The sequence below is a fragment of the Clostridium sp. UBA7339 genome (assembly GCF_002470865.1).
GTDB lineage: Bacteria > Bacillota > Clostridia > Clostridiales > Clostridiaceae > Clostridium_J > Clostridium_J sulfidigenes.
In genome coordinates this window covers 31,951-49,785 of the sequence record NZ_DKPI01000005.1, presented here as the reverse complement: position 1 = coordinate 49,785, position 17,835 = coordinate 31,951, and the positions used below count along the sequence as shown (strand labels likewise).

General features: G+C 28.9%; 18 protein-coding genes. 6 read left to right on the top strand and 12 right to left on the bottom strand.

Annotated features, from left to right (window positions below):
• Nucleotide 1: 1 nt before the first annotated feature.
• The 3 genes from B2S02_RS03310 to B2S02_RS03300 form a co-directional block, all read right to left on the bottom strand.
• Complete coding sequence (locus B2S02_RS03310) at nucleotides 2–1,003, bottom strand: YkvA family protein (RefSeq protein WP_346849216.1); 1,002 nt, start codon at nucleotides 1,001–1,003, stop codon at nucleotides 2–4.
• A gap of 262 nt (nucleotides 1,004–1,265) precedes the next feature.
• Complete coding sequence (locus tag B2S02_RS03305; RefSeq protein ID WP_346849217.1) at nucleotides 1,266–2,324, bottom strand: HD-GYP domain-containing protein; 1,059 nt, start codon at nucleotides 2,322–2,324, stop codon at nucleotides 1,266–1,268.
• A gap of 20 nt (nucleotides 2,325–2,344) precedes the next feature.
• Entirely contained in the window at nucleotides 2,345–2,743 is a 399-nt protein-coding gene (locus B2S02_RS03300; RefSeq protein WP_346920303.1) for a DUF6762 family protein, read from the bottom strand.
• A gap of 87 nt (nucleotides 2,744–2,830) precedes the next feature.
• Here B2S02_RS03300 and B2S02_RS03295 point away from each other — a divergent pair, with 87 nt between their 5' ends.
• A complete protein-coding gene (locus B2S02_RS03295) occupies nucleotides 2,831–3,172 on the top strand; it encodes a hypothetical protein (RefSeq protein ID WP_346849219.1) in 342 nt (113 codons plus the stop codon).
• A gap of 115 nt (nucleotides 3,173–3,287) precedes the next feature.
• Here the strand turns inward: B2S02_RS03295 and B2S02_RS03290 are convergent, their stop codons facing one another.
• Both B2S02_RS03290 and B2S02_RS03285 read right to left on the bottom strand, forming a co-directional pair.
• On the bottom strand, nucleotides 3,288–4,742 hold the full coding sequence (locus B2S02_RS03290; protein ID WP_414632886.1) for an aminoacyl-histidine dipeptidase: 1,455 nt from the start codon (nucleotides 4,740–4,742) through the stop codon (nucleotides 3,288–3,290).
• 19 nt (nucleotides 4,743–4,761) lie between these two features.
• Nucleotides 4,762–5,313, bottom strand: coding sequence for a manganese efflux pump MntP family protein (locus B2S02_RS03285; RefSeq protein WP_035135592.1), 552 nt, complete (start codon nucleotides 5,311–5,313; stop codon nucleotides 4,762–4,764).
• Nucleotides 5,314–5,529: 216 nt separating this feature from the next.
• Between B2S02_RS03285 and B2S02_RS03280 the strand changes: the two genes are divergently transcribed.
• Both B2S02_RS03280 and B2S02_RS03275 read left to right on the top strand, forming a co-directional pair.
• On the top strand, nucleotides 5,530–6,468 hold the full coding sequence (locus B2S02_RS03280) for a magnesium transporter CorA family protein (RefSeq protein WP_346920301.1): 939 nt from the start codon (nucleotides 5,530–5,532) through the stop codon (nucleotides 6,466–6,468).
• Nucleotides 6,469–6,617: 149 nt separating this feature from the next.
• The gene (locus B2S02_RS03275; protein WP_346920300.1) at nucleotides 6,618–7,292 is read left to right on the top strand and encodes a DUF4397 domain-containing protein; all 675 of its coding nucleotides are present in this window, start codon (nucleotides 6,618–6,620) and stop codon (nucleotides 7,290–7,292) included.
• A gap of 110 nt (nucleotides 7,293–7,402) precedes the next feature.
• Here the strand turns inward: B2S02_RS03275 and B2S02_RS03270 are convergent, their stop codons facing one another.
• The 6 genes from B2S02_RS03270 to B2S02_RS03245 form a co-directional block, all read right to left on the bottom strand.
• Complete coding sequence (locus B2S02_RS03270) at nucleotides 7,403–9,433, bottom strand: ABC transporter ATP-binding protein (protein ID WP_346920299.1); 2,031 nt, start codon at nucleotides 9,431–9,433, stop codon at nucleotides 7,403–7,405.
• Nucleotides 9,434–9,435: 2 nt separating this feature from the next.
• Complete coding sequence (locus B2S02_RS03265) at nucleotides 9,436–11,187, bottom strand: ABC transporter ATP-binding protein (protein WP_346920298.1); 1,752 nt, start codon at nucleotides 11,185–11,187, stop codon at nucleotides 9,436–9,438.
• Between the two features lie 193 nt (nucleotides 11,188–11,380).
• On the bottom strand, nucleotides 11,381–11,836 hold the full coding sequence (locus B2S02_RS03260) for a PadR family transcriptional regulator (RefSeq protein ID WP_346849224.1): 456 nt from the start codon (nucleotides 11,834–11,836) through the stop codon (nucleotides 11,381–11,383).
• 6 nt (nucleotides 11,837–11,842) lie between these two features.
• Entirely contained in the window at nucleotides 11,843–12,691 is an 849-nt protein-coding gene (locus tag B2S02_RS03255; RefSeq protein ID WP_346849225.1) for a DegV family protein, read from the bottom strand.
• A gap of 140 nt (nucleotides 12,692–12,831) precedes the next feature.
• Nucleotides 12,832–13,059, bottom strand: coding sequence for a DUF1450 domain-containing protein (locus B2S02_RS03250; RefSeq protein WP_346849226.1), 228 nt, complete (start codon nucleotides 13,057–13,059; stop codon nucleotides 12,832–12,834).
• A gap of 146 nt (nucleotides 13,060–13,205) precedes the next feature.
• Nucleotides 13,206–14,138: a metal ABC transporter solute-binding protein, Zn/Mn family gene (locus tag B2S02_RS03245; RefSeq protein ID WP_346920297.1), complete on the bottom strand. Its 933-nt coding sequence runs from the start codon at nucleotides 14,136–14,138 to the stop codon at nucleotides 13,206–13,208.
• A gap of 256 nt (nucleotides 14,139–14,394) precedes the next feature.
• Between B2S02_RS03245 and B2S02_RS03240 the strand changes: the two genes are divergently transcribed.
• Complete coding sequence (locus B2S02_RS03240) at nucleotides 14,395–15,054, top strand: metal ABC transporter ATP-binding protein (protein WP_346849228.1); 660 nt, start codon at nucleotides 14,395–14,397, stop codon at nucleotides 15,052–15,054.
• Nucleotides 15,041–15,841 carry a metal ABC transporter permease gene (locus tag B2S02_RS03235; protein WP_035135574.1) on the top strand — a complete coding sequence of 267 codons (801 nt, stop codon included), beginning with the start codon at nucleotides 15,041–15,043 and terminating at the stop codon, nucleotides 15,839–15,841. Before B2S02_RS03240 ends, B2S02_RS03235 begins: the two co-directional genes overlap by 14 nt.
• A 73-nt stretch (nucleotides 15,842–15,914) precedes the next feature.
• On the opposite strand, the gene add is transcribed toward B2S02_RS03235, so the two are convergent.
• Complete coding sequence (add, locus tag B2S02_RS03230; RefSeq protein ID WP_346920296.1) at nucleotides 15,915–16,907, bottom strand: adenosine deaminase; 993 nt, start codon at nucleotides 16,905–16,907, stop codon at nucleotides 15,915–15,917.
• Between the two features lie 220 nt (nucleotides 16,908–17,127).
• Here add and B2S02_RS03225 point away from each other — a divergent pair, with 220 nt between their 5' ends.
• Nucleotides 17,128–17,781 (top strand): TVP38/TMEM64 family protein, encoded by a 654-nt coding sequence (locus tag B2S02_RS03225; RefSeq protein ID WP_346920295.1) that lies wholly within the window; start codon nucleotides 17,128–17,130, stop codon nucleotides 17,779–17,781.
• Nucleotides 17,782–17,835 lie beyond the last annotated feature (54 nt).

Sequence of the window (17,835 nt, the reverse complement as noted above, 5' to 3'; positions counted from 1 at the left end):
TTTATTTAGTAAAAAATACTATAGACTTTTTTATAGATATTCTTACTACATCTACCATTTTTCTTATTTCTTTTGCTCCAAACTTGTCATTTAGTAAAGTCATAGCTTCTCTAGAAACCTCTATAATATTGCTCTGGCCTTCCCAATTATCAAGAATTATTTCTTCTGGAATATCACAAAGCACCTTTTGAAGTATAAAGAATGTAACTGCTAAATCATCAATCTTACCTATAATAGGTAATGTATCTGGTAATATATCTAAAGGAAACAAAAGATATCCTAAAGCAATAGATATATTAAACTTTACCTCTTTTACTACTCTTTTGTCCTTATATAACCTCATAAATAAAGCAATTATATCTGGTATCATCACTACATAGGGATACATCTTTTCATATTTTGCAGAAAATCTTTCTTTAAATTCTTTTCTAAACCTTCTATAAGTATACTCTTTATGATTATCTAAATTTTTTTTATTAGATTCTACACTGGAAATTGGCACTTCTTCTTTTTTTTCTTCATTTTTATCATTAGATTTATCATTTTCATTTTTAAAATTAAAATTACTAACCTCTGCTTCAAGACCATATGGGATTATAGATAAATCTTCTAATTTAAAATCAACCATCGGTATAACTTTACATAACTTGTATAAATCTATAATTATCGTATCATCAGTAAACTCTATGCCAAAATTAGCTACTTTTGAGCTAATTACTTTTAATGCCACATTTACAATGCCTTTAAATATTTTAAGACTTTTTACATTAATTTTATCTATACTTAAATATAGTTTATTATTCTCAACTTTGTTTATAGATATATCAACAGAAAAAGGAATAGATACTTTATGCTTATAACTTCCAACTACATTAATATTTTTATCTACTAATATTTTGTCAATTTTAAGTCCTTCAACGGGTACATAGTCTCTTAATACATCTACAACAATACTGTATAAATCTTTTTCTGTTATTGAAATCTTTATATTAGATATCTTCATTTTACTTTACCTCCAACTGTACTTTAATCATAATAGAAACAGAGTTTCTTGTTTCAGATGGGGTTTTTACTCCCTCTGAATAGACATCCTTATCCAAGGACGTAGCAACTCCTTACCCCCACCTTGAAGAAGATGAAAGTATTAGAGCTGGTAGTCATCGGGTAAAATATATATACGCCAAATTTCTATATCAAAACCAAAAGGACATACCTCAATTATACAGCATAATTAAAAACAGTACATCCCTCAATCTATATATTTATTAAATTACACATTGGATAATTAAATTAATTTTTTCCAACAAATTAATTTCATAAAATTTTACTGGTTTTCTAGTTTCATGATCATATAGTACTCTTATTATAGGCCTATCGGGGAACCCTTTGTTCTGACTTATAACATACCCTTCTACTCCATTAGAAAGTTTAACACAACATCCTAATGGATATACTGAAAATGTTTCTTTAAATGTGCGTACTAATTTTTCATCAAACTGACTTCCTGATCCAGAAAGTATAAGCTCATAAGCTTGATTAGGCTCAAATTTTTTTCTATAGCTTCTATTACTAGTTACCGCATCATATACATCGCATATTCCTACGATCTTACCAAATCTTGAAATTTGATCCCCTTGCAATCCATAGGGATATCCTTTTCCATTAATTTTTTCATGATGCTGCTCCACTCCTTCAATTGCACTAGCTGGAATTTTATAATTTTTACTCAATATTTCTCCACCATAAATTGGGTGTTTCTTCATGATTTCAAACTCCTCATCAGAAAGCTTCCCATTTTTATTAATTATACCTGCAGGCACTTTTATTTTTCCTACATCATGCAACATTCCACATATACCCAAATCTCGCACTGCCCACTTTTTCATTCCAAGGCTCATTCCTAAAAACACTGACATGATTCCAGTATTTATACTATGCAAAAATGTGTAGTTATCATGAGTTTTTACATCATTTAAACACTTATTCACATCTTCAATTTCCATTATATAATTCAATAACTGATCCATATTTTCTAAATATTCATCTCCACATGAACCGACTATACTTCCTATACCCCTTGATATGTTCTTTAAACTTTTAATAGTGGCTTGTTTTAGTATTATTAGCTTCTCATCTACTACGTCGATATCTTCTAATCGTTCATCCTCAAGATAAACATAATATACTCCTAGCTCTTCAAGTCTTTTTATGTATACACTGTTAAGACTCATACCAGCTTTTAACAATATTCTTCCATCATCACCATATACATGTTTACCAAGTATATCTGATTCATTAACTCTACATATATGTTCTAATCTCATGATTCTCCCCCAATTATGTACTATTGATATTCCTCACATTTTCCTTCTATATCAATAAAAACTTTTTCTAAAGCTTCCTTAATTCTTGTACATACATTGTTTAATCTATTATTTAGCACATTATGATCTTCATCATAATCAAAGGTAACAATCCATGTGGGATTAAATTCCTCATCATAAATTTCTATAGAGTCAACCAAATCAGTTAAACTTTCATCATCGAACAAATCATATATGGCTGAAAATTCCCATTCCTCTACATCTTTATTGGTATCAAAATATAAATTTACCTTTTTGCCATCATAAAATAGTTTAGTAATATATTCTGCACCTTCATTAACCTCATAGCTTCCAAGCTCTCTTGTAAAAAATTTTGTCTCTTTATCCTTTTCCATTAATACAATAGCAGAAAATTCCATTATCATACCCTCCTAATATTCTGTAATTTATTTACATAAATTACTTTAAATGCTATAATTGATTATATCCTTAAAGGAGTGTGAATTATGAATCTTGTAAAAAATCTTAAAAAATTCAAAACTCTTTCCCTCATATCTTTAATTATTATAATTACTATTTATATAATTATTTTTAGTTACACTAACTTTAAATGTAAAAATTTAGATTATGCTATAAAAAAATATTCCACTTCTGGTATTTTTAATAAATATAAATTATATTCCTTAGAAGACTTTAACATTAAGTTTTCAGATGGTAATATATGTATTGCAGAAGTAAATGGTATAGAAGGAAAAAGCCCATATAAAACCACGACTTATAATCTTCACTTGGTAAAACATAAGTCTGGCAAATGGAAACTATCTGAAATTTCTCCTAATAACAATTGATTTTTCCCATAAACACAACTATTTTAGTATACCTTAGTAACCATAAATATACAACAATAAACAACTCCCCTTAAGATAATATTTATCGTTACCTTAAGGGGAGCATTTGTTCTTCCTATCTTATTTCTGCTAATACACTTAATAAGTAATCATACATTCTATCTAGTGAAGAAATACTTACATGCTCATCCGGTGTGTGAACATCAAAAATATTTGGCCCAAAGGAAATCTGATCTATATTCCCATTAAATTTATCTCCAATTAATCCACATTCAAGTCCTGCATGAATTGCAGATATCTCTGCTTTATTACCAAATTTATTTTCGTAAACTTGTTCAAATACAGTTCTAACTTTAGAATCTGGATTATACTGCCACTCAGGATAATCTGATTCAAGTTCTATAACACAATTCATTATTTCTGCAAGTACTGTCATTCGATCTACAATTGATTTTTTTAAAGAAGCTACTGAACTTCTAACTGCATTGTCAAATTCTACAGCTTCACTAGTAGTAGTTACCACACCTACATTGGTAGAACTCTGTACTAACCCTGGTATTGCCATACTCATAGTTTGAACTCCATTTGGTAATAAGAATAATGTTCTTATTACTTTCTGTCTAGTATCATCGCAGAATACTTTATCTACAGACTTAGTAATTTCATAGGTTAATTTCAAATCATCATCTATACCTTGTAATTCATTTATAAATATAGATGACCATTCTTTTACTTTTCCTTCAACTTTAACTATATCTTCTAGTCTTACAGCTATAATAGCATCTGCTTCTCTTGGAATAGCATTCATTTTAGCTCCTCCATTTAAAGATGCTAGTTTAAAGTCTACAACTGAATTAAGATCCATTAAGAATCTACCCATCATTTTATTGGCATTTCCTCTTTCTTTCTTAATTTCCATACCAGAGTGTCCGCCTTTAAGTCCTCTTATTTTAATAGCTAATGAACTATAGTTTCCTTCTATATTTTCATAATTTGTTGGCACAGAGAACTTAAGTCTAACTCCTCCTGCACAACTTACTAATAGTACTCCTTCTTCTTCAGAGTCTATATTTATTAGTATTCTTCCATTTAAATGTTCTGGATTTAAATTTGTAGCTCCACCCATTCCTGTTTCTTCTTCAGTAGTAATCAATACTTCTATAGGAGGGTGAGCTGTTGTTTTATTATCAAGAATTGCAAGAGCATAAGCTACTGCAATACCATTATCCGCTCCTAATGTAGTTCCATTAGCCTTTATAAAATCACCGTCTATAATAAATTCTATTGGATCTTTTTCAAAGTCATGTTCAGTTCCTTGATTTTTTTCACAAACCATATCCATATGCCCTTGTAAAATCACTGTTGGAGCATTTTCATAACCACTAGTAGCTGGCTTCTTAATAATAACATTTAGTGCTTCATCTTGTATAACTTCTAAATTTCTGTCCTTGGCAAACTTAACTAACCAATCGCTAACAGCCTTTTCATTTCCTGAACCTCTTGGTATTTCATTCATCTCTTTAAAAAATTTGATTGCCTCAAAGCTTTTTAAGTTTTTTAATGTTTCTATCATTTTAATCATCCTTTCCTTAAAAGAAAATCATCTTTAATCCAAATAATATCAAAATTATGCCTCCTATATAATCAGCATATTTTCTTAATATATGGATTTTTCTTAGATACTTTGCTATTATAAATGCTAATATGCTCATAAAAAATGTTATCATACCAACAATAGCAGTAAAGAGTGTTAAGGTTACCATACTTTCTATCCTTGAGAAAGCAATAAATCCAATTACTATTGCATCAATGCTCACAGATATCCCTAAAATGAAGTACATTTTAAAGGTTATGACAATACTTTCTTCTTTTTCTATCATACCTTCCTTTATCATAAGTATACCAACTATTGCAATAACTATTCCCCCCATAACTGCAGGGACGGAAGCAATATTCTCTGTAAATATTTTACCACCAAATCCTCCTAAAATAGAAAACAAAAATTGGAAAAATCCAAAAGAAATTGCAAAAGAAAACTTTTGTCTTGCCTTAGCACCTCTATTTAAGCCAATAGCTATTGCAATACCAAAAGCATCTAATGAAACTGCTAAGGCTATGAATAGCAATTCTTCTATTGCCATAAAAGACCTCCTACAAATACAATAATTTAATATTATCATAAATTTATATTTTCAATAACAACATTAATATTAATATTATAATTCTAACTTTTCAAAATTATGATTATAAATTAAATTATTTGTACTATAATAATTATTACTTTTAAATATACAGTTGTCAATTAGAAATATAGTGTTAAAATATATTCATGAGTTTTATTATATGAGGTGATAACATTGATTACAATATTTAAAAGTGATACCTCGGGCCGTCTCACAGAAATCGATTCTATAGAACATGGCTCTTGGATTAGTATGATTAATCCATCCGATGAAGAAGTTCTTTTAATTACACAAAAACTTAATATTCCTCAAGATTTTATAAGAGCTGCATTAGATGAAGAAGAAGGTTCAAGAATAGAATTTGAGAATAATACTACTCTTGTAATTATAGATATTCCATTCACTGAAATGGATGATAATTCATTAACTTACGATACATATCCACTAGCAATAATATATACCGAAAGCGTAATTATAACTGTATGTCTTAAAAATAGTCCTGTATTATCAGATTTTACCATTGAAAAAATCTCTTCATTTTATACTTTTAAGAAGGTCAGATTTATGCTTCAAATATTATATAGAGCATCAAATTACTATTTATTATACCTAAGACAAATAAATAGAAAGAGTCTTTTGGTTGAAAAAACCCTTTATAAATCTTTAAAAAACAGAGAATTAATTCAATTATTTGCTCTTCAAAAGTCCTTAGTATATTTCTCTACATCTTTGAAATCTAATGATTTAACCTTAGAAAAACTTTTAAAGCAGGAAATCCTTACAAAATATGATGAGGATAGAGATATTTTAGATGATGTTATGATAGAAAATCGTCAAGCTATAGAAATGTGTAGTATATATAGTGATGTCCTCACTGGTACTATGGATGTATTTGCTTCTATAATTTCTAATAATCAAAACCAAGTTATGAAATACTTAACATCTGTAACTATAGTTATTTCTATTCCAACTTTAATATCAGGTCTTTTAGGTATGAATGTAGGTGGAATACCTTTTTTCAACGCCTCTGATGGATTTCTGTATATGTGTATAATTGTAGGATTAATAACTTTAGCCGTTACCTACTATCTTAGAAAAAAAGATATGTTTTAAATAATAAAAACCAATAGAAATCTAGTATGTAATTATGAAGGTATTTATGGATAATTATATACTAGATTTTATATTGAATCCCCTTTTGTAACATTCCCTAATTATATTTCATATACTATATTTGATAATATTTTTATATGAGGTATATAATGCAATATATTAATGTTCCCTTTAATATTCCTACAAGAGTAGATGACATGATGAATTCTGAAGATAATATGTCAGCCTATGTTAGGGTTGCTCACATTGCAGCTAGAGCCCCTGATATAGATATTTATGTAAATGATAAACTAACAATACCTGATCTTGAGTATAGAGATTTTACAACCTATATTAAACTCCCTTCTGGAACTTATAACATAAAGGTGTATAGAGCTAATAATACTGATTTTCCCTTGGCAGATGTTGATATTTTTATAGCACCCAAAAGTGTAACTACTATTGTAGCTTACATGCAAAGAAGAATGTTAAGCTTATACCCTGTGGATGAAACTCCGTTAACCTCTACAACTGATGGTAAATCTAAAATTAGAATTGCTCAGTTTATTGAAAACATTCCACCTGTAGATGTAGTTCTTTCTAATGGTACTGTACTTTATAAAAATGTAAACTTTAAGGACATAAGAAATTATATTGAACTACCTATTGGTAGATATACTATGCTATTAAAATTAGCTAATACAGATATTGATATGTTATATGTTCCCAATATAAATCTAAAATCAGATAAATACTATACTCTTTATTTGATTGGTTTAGTTACTAATTTCCCAACACCACAGATGTTAATTCCTTTAGATGGAATAAGTTATTTAAATATATAAATTTTGTTTCTTTAGTCCCTAAATCTTTATTAATTAATCTTTACACATTAACGTAAAAGCTAGCCCACACAAGCTAGCCTTTACGTTTAATTTTTATTTACCTACTTTAATTATTGTCCTGCATATTGTAATTTATACAAATTGCTATAAAGCCCTTTTTTCTCTAATAGTTCTGAATGACTTCCAATTTCACGTATCCTACCCCTGTGCATTACAATAATTTTATCTGCATTTTTAATAGTTGACAATCTATGTGCTACTACTATAGTAGTTCGTCCTTTAGTTAATTTATTTAGAGCATCTTGAATTAAACTTTCTGTTTCAGTATCTATGTTAGCTGTAGCTTCATCTAAAACTAAAATTGGCGGATTAAAAGCTAATGCTCTAGCAAATGCAATCAGTTGTCTCTCACCTTGAGAAAAGGTTGTTCCTCTCTCATTAACCTCAGCATTATATTTATCTGGTAACTTTTCAATAAATATATTTGCATTTACATATTTACATGCTTTTACAATCTCTTCATCTGTTATATTCTCATTATTTAATCTTACATTTCCTTTTATATCACCAGCAAATAAAAATACATCTTGAAGCACTGTAGCTACATTTTTTCTAAGTTCGTCCTTAGACATTTCTTTAATACTAACTCCATCTATCAGGATTTCGCCCTTTTGAATATCATAAAGTCTAGTTATGAGACTTATTATTGAGGTTTTTCCTGCTCCCGTTGCTCCAACAAAGGCTACCGTTTCACCTTTTCTAATTCTAAAGCTTACATCTTTTAATACCCAATCTTCATCATTGTAGGCAAACCAAACATTTTTAAATTCAATATCTCCTTGAGCACGTCCTATATGTTTAGGCTCCTTTGGGTTTTTAATTATAGAATCATTATCTAATAACATAAATATACGCTCTGAGGAAGCCATAGAAGACTGAAGTATATCAAATTTCTCAGATAAATCAAATATTGGTTGAAATAGTTTTTGTATATATATTACAAATGCATATAACACTCCAAATTCTATTGTTAAATTTAGAACTGCTGTACCACCAACCCAAATTAATATGCATAGAGCTAATTGATAAGTCATATCAATAAGTGGTCTAAATATAGCAAATACTTTAATTTGTTCCATTGCAGCTATGGAATATGATGTATTAATTTCATCAAATTCACTATACTTCTTACTTTCAACTCCAAATATCTGCACAGTCTTCATACCACTTATATTTTCAGATAAATTAGAGTTAATTCTAGATAATCTAGTTCTTACTTTCCTATAAGCTTCTCTATCATATTTTCTAAATATAAAGGTTAAAGCAACTACTAATGGAAGGGTTATAATTGATACTATTCCTAATTTTATATCTAATAGAAACATAGCAATTACAATGCCACTAACAAGAAATAAATCTTTGATTAAATATACTAAAACAGATGTGTACATTTCATTTAAGGTTTCTACATCATTTGTAATTCTAGTTACTAATCTTCCAACTGGACTCTTATCAAAGAAAGATAATGATAAACTCTCTACATGCTTAAATATTGCAGCTCTTATATTATATATAATCTTTTGACCAGTATACTGTAACAAATAAATTTGAATATAGTTTAGTATAAATATTACTATATAAATTAGCAATATTATAATAGCACTCCACTTTATCAAATCTAAATCATTAGTTCTTAATACTTTTATATCTTTTATAGTTATTTCATGAGCTTTAAATTCATTGTTATCTTGAAAAAATTTTTCACCTGATATTTCATAGGCTGTGTTTTTCCTCGGTTCACCCTCTATAACATAGGGTTCATTATTCTCATCATATACTATTGAAGCGCTTATTGCTCCATCTCTTTCTCCCCTTACTACATATTTATCTCCTATGGCTATGGAACTATTTTCAGCTTCTTCTATAATAGAATATTTTCCACTTAAAGGATTAATATTATTATCTATAACATTTTTTATTATGAAGGGAACAGACAAATCTAAGCACACCACTAAAAACATTATAATTACTACTATTCCCATTAAGCCTTTGTATGGCAATGCAAATTTTAAGAGCCTTTTCATCAAAAGGGAGTCATATTGCTTATCTAATACTTCATCTTCCTGATTAAAGTTTTCCATAATTATATCTCCTCCTCTTCCATAATTTCTTGCTCAATCTGTTGTTTTTCATATATATCTTTATAAATTCCTGGCATATTTTTAAGCTCTTCATGTGTTCCTTCTTGAACAATTTCTCCTTGTTCTAGAACTATGATATTATGAGCATCTTTAATTGCTGAAATTCTATGAGATACTATAATAGAAGTTTTCTTCTTCATTACATCTTTTAAATTTTCAAGAATTATAGCCTCAGTTTTTGCATCTACTGCTGATAAACAATCATCTAAAATTAGGATATCAGGATCTTTAATAAGAGCTCTAGCTATAGAACATCTTTGTTTTTGACCTCCTGAAAGAGTTGTTCCTCTTTCTCCTACCATAGTTTCAAACTGCTTTGGAAAGTCTATTATATTATCATAAATATCTGCCTTTTTAGTTGCATCATGTATTTTTTCAATGCCTACTTCATGAAATGCAAGTCCTATATTTTCAGCTAAGCTAGTGGAAAACAAAAAAGGATCCTGTGATACAAACCCAATATTAGTTCTAAGACTATTTAAAGATATTCTATTTATATCTTTATCCCCTATAAAAATCTTTCCGTCTTCCACATTATAGAGTTTAAGCAATAAACTTATAAGAGTACTTTTACTGCTTCCAGTCTTACCCAGAATCCCAAGAGTTTCTCCTTGCTTTACTCTTAAATTTATATTCTTAAGAGCTGGTGTTGTTGTATTATTATAGCTAAAAGTTAAATCCTTTATAACTATATCACCTTGTAATTTATCCACATATGATGTACAACAATCTACTATATCAGGTTTTGTATTTAAGACTTCTTCTATTCTTTCAAGGGATGCAAATCCTCTTTGTAAATTATTAATTACTTGTCCTATAGCCATCATTGGCCAAACTAAGTTTCCAAGATACATGTTAAAGGCCACAAAGTCCCCAAGAGATATTTTTCCCAAAACTACAAAAGTTCCCCCCACTACTATTAGTAATGCAAAGCTTAAGGATGAAATAAATTCTATCAAAGGAAAGAATACTCCCCAAATTCTTATAAATTCCATATTTACTTGAAAATTTTTATCATTCTCTTCTATGAACTTTTCATATTCCCTTTCCTCTTGAACAAAAGATTTAACTATTCTAATCCCTGAAAAATTTTCTTGAACTATATCTGTAAGTTTTGAAAAGCATCTTTGTACTTTTGTGAATTTTCTGTGTATTCTTTTTCCAAATTTCTGAGATACAAATGCTACAAAAGGAAGTGGGATTAATGATAACAGGGTAAGTGGTACATTAATAGTTAGCATAATAACAATAGTGGCAATAGTCAACACTACTGCATCAAAAAACATAATAACGCCGGGACCTAGTGCCATTCTTACAGCATTCAAGTCATTTGTTGCTAAAGCCATTAAATCTCCAGTTTTTCTTTCATTGTAAAAATTAGAAGATAACCCTTGTAGATGCTTAAAAAATTTACTTCTTATATCGTACTCTATTTTTCGTGAAGTACCATTTACATATATTCTCCACATAAATCTTCCAATAGCTATAACAGATGCTATAACTAATATATATACTATAGATTTAACTAAAGTAATTTTATTAGCACTTCCTAAGGCAAAACTATCTGTTAAAAAACCTAGAATTTTTGGTGGAACAAGTTGTAAAAAGTCTACTAGTATAAGAAAAAATATCCCTATAAAATATCGTTTCTTATATTTCTTTGCATACTTTAATAGTTCTTTAATTTTATCCATATTTCCCCCCCTAAATTATAAATCTCCCCTATAATTTTAGAAATAATTAATTTTCTACTACACATATATAATACAAGAAATTACCTTTTATTTCAATATATTTAATTCGAAATACGAAACTTTTGTATGTTGAAATAGCTTCACTGTGATACTAATGAAAAAGTCCCATAAGCTAATAAGCTTATGGAACTTTTTAATCATATAAATCTTTTTTTATTATCTTAAATACTTCTAATGCCTCTTCTATCTTTGATTTTAATAACTCTTTTTTATGTTCAAACTCTTCAATTCCTTTATTGGTAATCCTATATATCTTCTGGGACTTCTTTTCTTCATCCCAACTACCTTCAATAAATCCTTGTTTCTCCAGTTTTTTAAGCAATGGATATATTCCACCTGTACTAGGTATCCAAAATCCATTAGTACGCTTTCCTATTTGATGAGATATATCATTTCCATTAGTAGGCCCCTGAACCAATATATATAATGTGTATATTGGCAATAATCCTTTAGTAAACACTTGACCTACTGCTTCATTTTCTGTTTTTACCTTTCTAAGCTCTTGTAGTTTTCTTTTATATTCTTCATAAAGTTTCTTTTCTTCAGCTTTTATATCATTTATATCTCTCCCTAATTCATCCTCCACCATATCAACCTACTCCTTTTCATAGATAAGTACTCCTATGAATCCTGGTCCTGAATGAACACCTGATACTGGACTTAGATAACCTCCGAAATTTACGAAGTTAGCATTTTTATGAACTTTAAATTTATCTAGCAATGTCATAGCCTCTGCCTCTGCTTCACCATGCATTATATGAATATCATATTTTTTATCATTTAATTTTGATACTACAATATCATAAATTTTATTTAAAGATTGTTTTCTTCCTCTAACCTTTGCATAAGTATAATACTCACCTTCCTTATCTACACTTACAATTGGTTTAAGATTTAAAAATTGAGCTATAGTTCCAGCTACCTTTCCAATTCTTCCCCCTCTTATAAGATATTCTAAGGTTCCTATAACAAAGTATATATTTATTCTATCAGTAATTTTAGGAAGTTCTGATACTATTTCATCAAAACCTTTTCCTTGTTTAATCATTTCGGCTGACTCTTCAATAAGTATAGTTTCACCCTTAGATATAGACTTAGAATCATGAACATAGGTCTTAATCTCAGGATGATCTTCTGATATTAGTTTAATTGCATTATTAAACCCTGATAGTTTTGAAGAAATTGTTACTACTATTGCATGAGTATATCCTTCTTTTTTTAATTCATCATACATTTCCTCCATATCTCTCATGGATGGTAATGAAGTGGTTGGTGCATTAGTTTCTAAAGTATCATATACATATTTAGATGTAATATCTACTCCATCACTATACTCCTTATCCCTATATATTATTTTAAAAGGTAATACCTTTACATTATACTTATCAACTATATCCTTAGTAATGTCACTAGCACTGTCAGTAATTAAAGCTATTTTTTCCATATTTATCACTCCTATATCTGTTCTATTATTATTATATATCAGTAATGAGTACATTATCAATAGTGATATATCAGAAGTGATAATATTATATGCAATTTTATTAAATTTAATTATTTTTTATTGATAATTTATTTTTAAATTTAAATTCTATGGACTTCTTCCTTAATAGAATTTAAAACCTCATCTAAACTCTCATTCTCCACAAGTACTCCATCTACCCTGGCAATGTATTTGTGACTGCATAAATTGCATGCACCTATACACATATTTTCTGTTATTTTATTCTCATCACCAATAACTTTTTTTAATTCCTCTACTAATTTTTCTTGTCCCTCATTACATTTACATGTACTAATCTTCTTTCCCATGTTTTTTTAATCCTTTCAACCTTTATTCGTAAATTATATAATTATTATATACTATAGTCCTTTATTTACAACCATCATCACAGTTTTTTTCACAGAAAATTATAGGCGTATACCATAAAGTACACGCCTTATTTTACATTATATAATTATTTATTATTCATAGCACTGTATATAGTTTCTACATTGTATTTTATAACATCAGAAAAAGATTTTCCGTCCTCGCTACTATGTAGAGTGTATATTTGTTTAGTTTGTGCTCCCACTTCTTTAGCTAAAGTATCTGAAAGCTGAGGACTAATTAATTCTTCAACAAAAATAGTTTTTATATTATTCCCTTTACAATATTCCATAAGATTTTGTAATTCCTTTGGTGATGGTTCTCCTTCTGCAAAAACCCCCTCTATGCTCTTTTGTGTAAGACCAAAATCTCTACATAAATAACCAAAGGTTGCATGACCTGTAACAAAATTCTTATTAGCCAGTTCTTTGAACTTTGGATTATACTCCTTAATTATATTATCTATTTTTTCATTAAATTTCTTAAGGTTTTCTTCATAATACTCTTTATTTTTAGCATCCTTTTCTACCAAAGCATTTTTAATATTTTCACCTTGAATCTTTGCTTCACTTAACCCAAGCCAAGTATGAGGATCCTTTCCTGAATGATTATGCTCTTCATCTTCTTCATCTTCTTCATGTTCTTCATCAGCATTTATAAGTTCCACACCTTTGCTAGCTTCTACAACTATTAGTTCTTTACCACCGATAGCTGCTTCTACATCCTCAATCCACGATTCCATGCCAGCTCCATTATAAATGAATATATCAGCCTCTTCTATAGCCTTCATATCCTTAGCCTTAATGTCAAAGTCATGGGGTTCACTACCTTCTGGTATAACACTTTCTATGCTAACCTTATCTCCCCCTATCTCCTCAGTTAAAGCCTTCATACCATAAAAGGACGTAACAATATTAATTGTATTAACCTTTTCTTCACTATTCTTTGACTCTATATTAGAACATGCTGTTAACATAACTACTATCAAAGTTAATGCTCCTAAAACCTTTAATTTCTTCATAATTTTCTCTCCTTCAATTGAAAATGATTTTCATAAGTAGTATAATTATATCATATTAGATTTTATTATCAACACTGACCTACACTATTATGTACTAGGTCAGTGTTAATAATTTACATATGTTACACTTTTAAATATTGTCATATTAATGAAAAATCATTCACTTATAGATAATCTTTATTTTAATTTGTTTAAATTATAGCTATAATATGTAAAATTATGGCTAGACTTATAATTGTAGAAAGGAGCAACACTAATGATCAAAATTAAAGACCTATGTTTTTCATATAATAATTCTAAGCCCTACATTATTGATAATCTTTCACTAAACATAGCTAAAGAAAGTTATGTATCCATAATTGGTGCTAATGGTAGTTGTAAAAGTACCTTAATAAAGTTGATTTTAAATCTACTTACTCCTCAAAAGGGAAGTATTAATTTAACTTCTAAAAAAATTGGATATGTTCCTCAAATAGTCGAAAATTTTAATAGTTCTTTTCCTATAACTGTTTGGGAAATGCTTAATGCCCATAGAAATGTTCTTAAAATTAAAGATAAAGAGTCAATCACTGAAGCTCTAAAGAAAGTGGATATGCTTGAGTATAAAAATTCTCTTATTGGAAACTTATCTGGAGGTCAAAAACAAAAGATTTTTATTGCAAGGGCTATATTAGCTAATGAAGATATATTAATTCTAGATGAACCTTCCACTGGAGTTGATAGCAAAAGCATGAAAGAGATTTATGGGCTTATAGCCTCTTTAAATAAAAAGAATGGAGTTACCGTTATATCTGTAGAGCATAACTTAGAAACAGCTCTTCAAAATTCAACCCATATCCTTACCATGGAGAATGGCTTTGGAACTCTATATACATCTGAAGAGTACATAAGGAGGATTTCTAATGTTTCAATATGAGTTTATGCAAAATGCCTTTTTAGCAGCCATATTCATATCCATACTATGTCCTATGGTAGGAGTATTTTTAGTGCTTAAACGACATTCTATGATGGGTGACACCTTGGCTCACTCAGCCTTTGCTGGTGTTGCTATAGGACTAGTAATGGGATTTAATCCAATAATATGTGCATTTATATTTACAACTATATGTGGTTTATCCATAGAATTTCTTAGAGACTACTACAAAAAATACGCAGAACTTATTCTTTCTATAGTTCTGACCTTTAGTGTTGGTATAGGAATTACCCTTATAAGCACTGGAAAAGCTTCTGGGAACGTTAATAGCTATTTATTTGGAAGCATATTAACCGTTACTAAAGCAGACTTAATTATTATGGTTATTCTTAGCTGTATATCTATTGTAGTTATATACTTTTTATATGATAAGCTTCTTTATACTACCTTTGATGAAGAAGGTGCTAAGATTTCTGGTATAAATGTAAAAGCAGTAAACTATATATTTTCTTTACTTGTTGGAGCTACCATTTCTGTCTCTATACGTATAATGGGTATCCTTGTAATGTCGTCAATGATTGCATTACCTGTAGCTACAGCTCTTCAACTAGATAAAGGCTTTAAACCCACTCTATTACTGTCTATCCTTTTTGGGTTTATAGATATAATATTAGGTCTTATTTTTTCATATATACTAAATTGTGCTCCTGGAGGTACTATAGCCCTAACCTCTGTTGTTATATTAATAGTAATTATTATATTTAAATCTACTTTTAAATCTAGAAATTAAAATATAAATAGCTATAATCTTAAAAAAATTAAGATTATAGCTATTTAATATAATAATTATATATCTAACCATTTTATATTAATGTTTTTAAATATCCTTTAATTTCTTCTGTAGTAAATGCAGCATCTACAGAATCCATGTATATCTTTTTATAGTCTTCATAGCTCATATTTACAACCTTACCTATACTTTCACACTCACCAGTTACATTAGTAGCAGAAACAGTTCTATTGTCAGTATTAAAAGAAACTCTTATGCCCTCTTTATAAAATTTAAACAATGGGTGCTCTTCATAACTTTTTACAGCTTTTGTCTGCATATTACTAGTTGGACACATTTCTAAGGTTACATTATTTTCTTTAACTAAGTCATAGGCTTCCTTAAGATCTCTTATTGCTACTCCATGACCTATTCTCTCTGCATGAAGTAATTTGATTGCATCTACCACATTTACTCCTATACCGGTTTCTCCTGCATGTATAGTAACTCTGTAGCCATATTCTCTAGCTACCTTTATTACATCTACAAATTCCTTAGCAAAACCTTCATTTTCAGCTCCGGCAAGATCTACAGCAACTACCCCTTCACCTAAGAATTTCTTTCCAGCTTCCACCACTGTAGATGCACTATTTGCACCATTATGTCTTAAGCAAGATAAGATTAAATTAGCCTTTATATTAAAGTCTTTTTCACCTTGTCTAATTCCCTCTAATACACTTTCAATAACTTCTTCTAATGTTAATCCCTTTTCTGTATGTAAAGTCGGTGCATACCTAATTTCTAAATACTTTACATTTTCTTCATCTGCATCTTCTAAAAGTTCATAGGTAATCCTTCTTAAACTTTCCTTACTTTGCATTATCTTTATTGGAATATTAAATCTATCTAAATATTCCACTAGTGATTTACATTCTAATGGAGCTTCTAATAATTCTCTCAATTGTTCTAAATCATAAGTTGGTATTTCTATATTTTCTTTTGTAGCTATATCTAATATAGTTTTGGGTCTAACACTTCCATCTAAGTGACAATGTAATTCTATTTTTGGCAATGCTTTAAAGTCCATAACTCATACCCCTTTCTATTTTGTTGTATATTATCATATTCTTCTTTAAATATCAACCAGTTAGTTAAATTATACTAAAATTAAAGTTAAATTACTACATTTAGTAATCATTACATTTTACTTATAGAAATTCTCTATACTAATTTCAATATATTGACTTACACTGTTAATTTATATACTATATGTTATGGAGATATAGTCACTATAAGGAGGCAACACTGTGAAAAAAAATAAAAAACTTACAATTTCAATGATAACCCTTTTAATACTTGTTATCACCTATCTTGCATTTTTCAGAGGATTAACTCCAGAGATTTTAAGAAATTACATAGGTGGTTTTGGCTACTTAGCACCATTTATTTATATATTATGTTTTACTATACTTCCAATCGCTTTTTTCCCTGTACCTATCTTAGCCCTTGCTGCAGGACTTCTATTTGGATTTCTTCCTGGCACCATATATACCTTAATTGGAGCAGTTTTAAATAGTGCCATAATGTTTTTAATGGCTAAAGTCCTAGCAAAGGATGCTGTTACTAATTTACTCCAAAGAAAGCTTCCTGAAAACTGGAGCAGCTTCTTATTTAATTTAGATGAAAAAAAAGGCTTTGGAATTATATTTATTCTAAGATTAATACCAGCCATGCCGTACAATTTAATTAATTATGGTGCTGGATTAACATCAATAAAGTTCAGTTCCTATATGTTAGCTACTATCCTTGGAATTCTTCCAGGTACCTTAGTATTTTTGAACATTGGAAATCAAGCTTTGAATATCCATAACCCAGCATTTATGGTATCAATTATACTTCTAATATTGCTGACGATTTTCTCTTTAATCCTTGGAAAAAAGATAGGAAAAACTAGTTCTTAAAATAAATCTCATATAAATTTTCCCATAACATTTAACTATATAATATAAAAATAA

Bases quoted from the DNA above. Each gene is read 5' to 3' on its own strand.
- add (WP_346920296.1), bottom strand. From the start codon at position 16,907: ATGGACTTTAAAGCATTGCCAAAAATAGAATTACATTGTCACTTAGAT.
- B2S02_RS03260 (WP_346849224.1), bottom strand. From the start codon at position 11,836: ATGGTGGAGGATGAATTAGGGAGAGATATAAATGATATAAAAGCTGAA.
- B2S02_RS03255 (WP_346849225.1), bottom strand. From the start codon at position 12,691: ATGGAAAAAATAGCTTTAATTACTGACAGTGCTAGTGACATTACTAAG.
- B2S02_RS03245 (WP_346920297.1), bottom strand. From the start codon at position 14,138: ATGAAGAAATTAAAGGTTTTAGGAGCATTAACTTTGATAGTAGTTATG.
- B2S02_RS03275 (WP_346920300.1), top strand. From the start codon at position 6,618: ATGCAATATATTAATGTTCCCTTTAATATTCCTACAAGAGTAGATGAC.
- B2S02_RS03250 (WP_346849226.1), bottom strand. From the start codon at position 13,059: ATGGGAAAGAAGATTAGTACATGTAAATGTAATGAGGGACAAGAAAAA.
- B2S02_RS03235 (WP_035135574.1), top strand. From the start codon at position 15,041: ATGTTTCAATATGAGTTTATGCAAAATGCCTTTTTAGCAGCCATATTC.
- B2S02_RS03305 (WP_346849217.1), bottom strand. From the start codon at position 2,324: ATGAGATTAGAACATATATGTAGAGTTAATGAATCAGATATACTTGGT.
- B2S02_RS03285 (WP_035135592.1), bottom strand. From the start codon at position 5,313: ATGGCAATAGAAGAATTGCTATTCATAGCCTTAGCAGTTTCATTAGAT.
- B2S02_RS03265 (WP_346920298.1), bottom strand. From the start codon at position 11,187: ATGGATAAAATTAAAGAACTATTAAAGTATGCAAAGAAATATAAGAAA.
- B2S02_RS03300 (WP_346920303.1), bottom strand. From the start codon at position 2,743: ATGGAATTTTCTGCTATTGTATTAATGGAAAAGGATAAAGAGACAAAA.
- B2S02_RS03270 (WP_346920299.1), bottom strand. From the start codon at position 9,433: ATGGAAAACTTTAATCAGGAAGATGAAGTATTAGATAAGCAATATGAC.
- B2S02_RS03295 (WP_346849219.1), top strand. From the start codon at position 2,831: ATGAATCTTGTAAAAAATCTTAAAAAATTCAAAACTCTTTCCCTCATA.
- B2S02_RS03240 (WP_346849228.1), top strand. From the start codon at position 14,395: ATGATCAAAATTAAAGACCTATGTTTTTCATATAATAATTCTAAGCCC.
- B2S02_RS03310 (WP_346849216.1), bottom strand. From the start codon at position 1,003: ATGAAGATATCTAATATAAAGATTTCAATAACAGAAAAAGATTTATAC.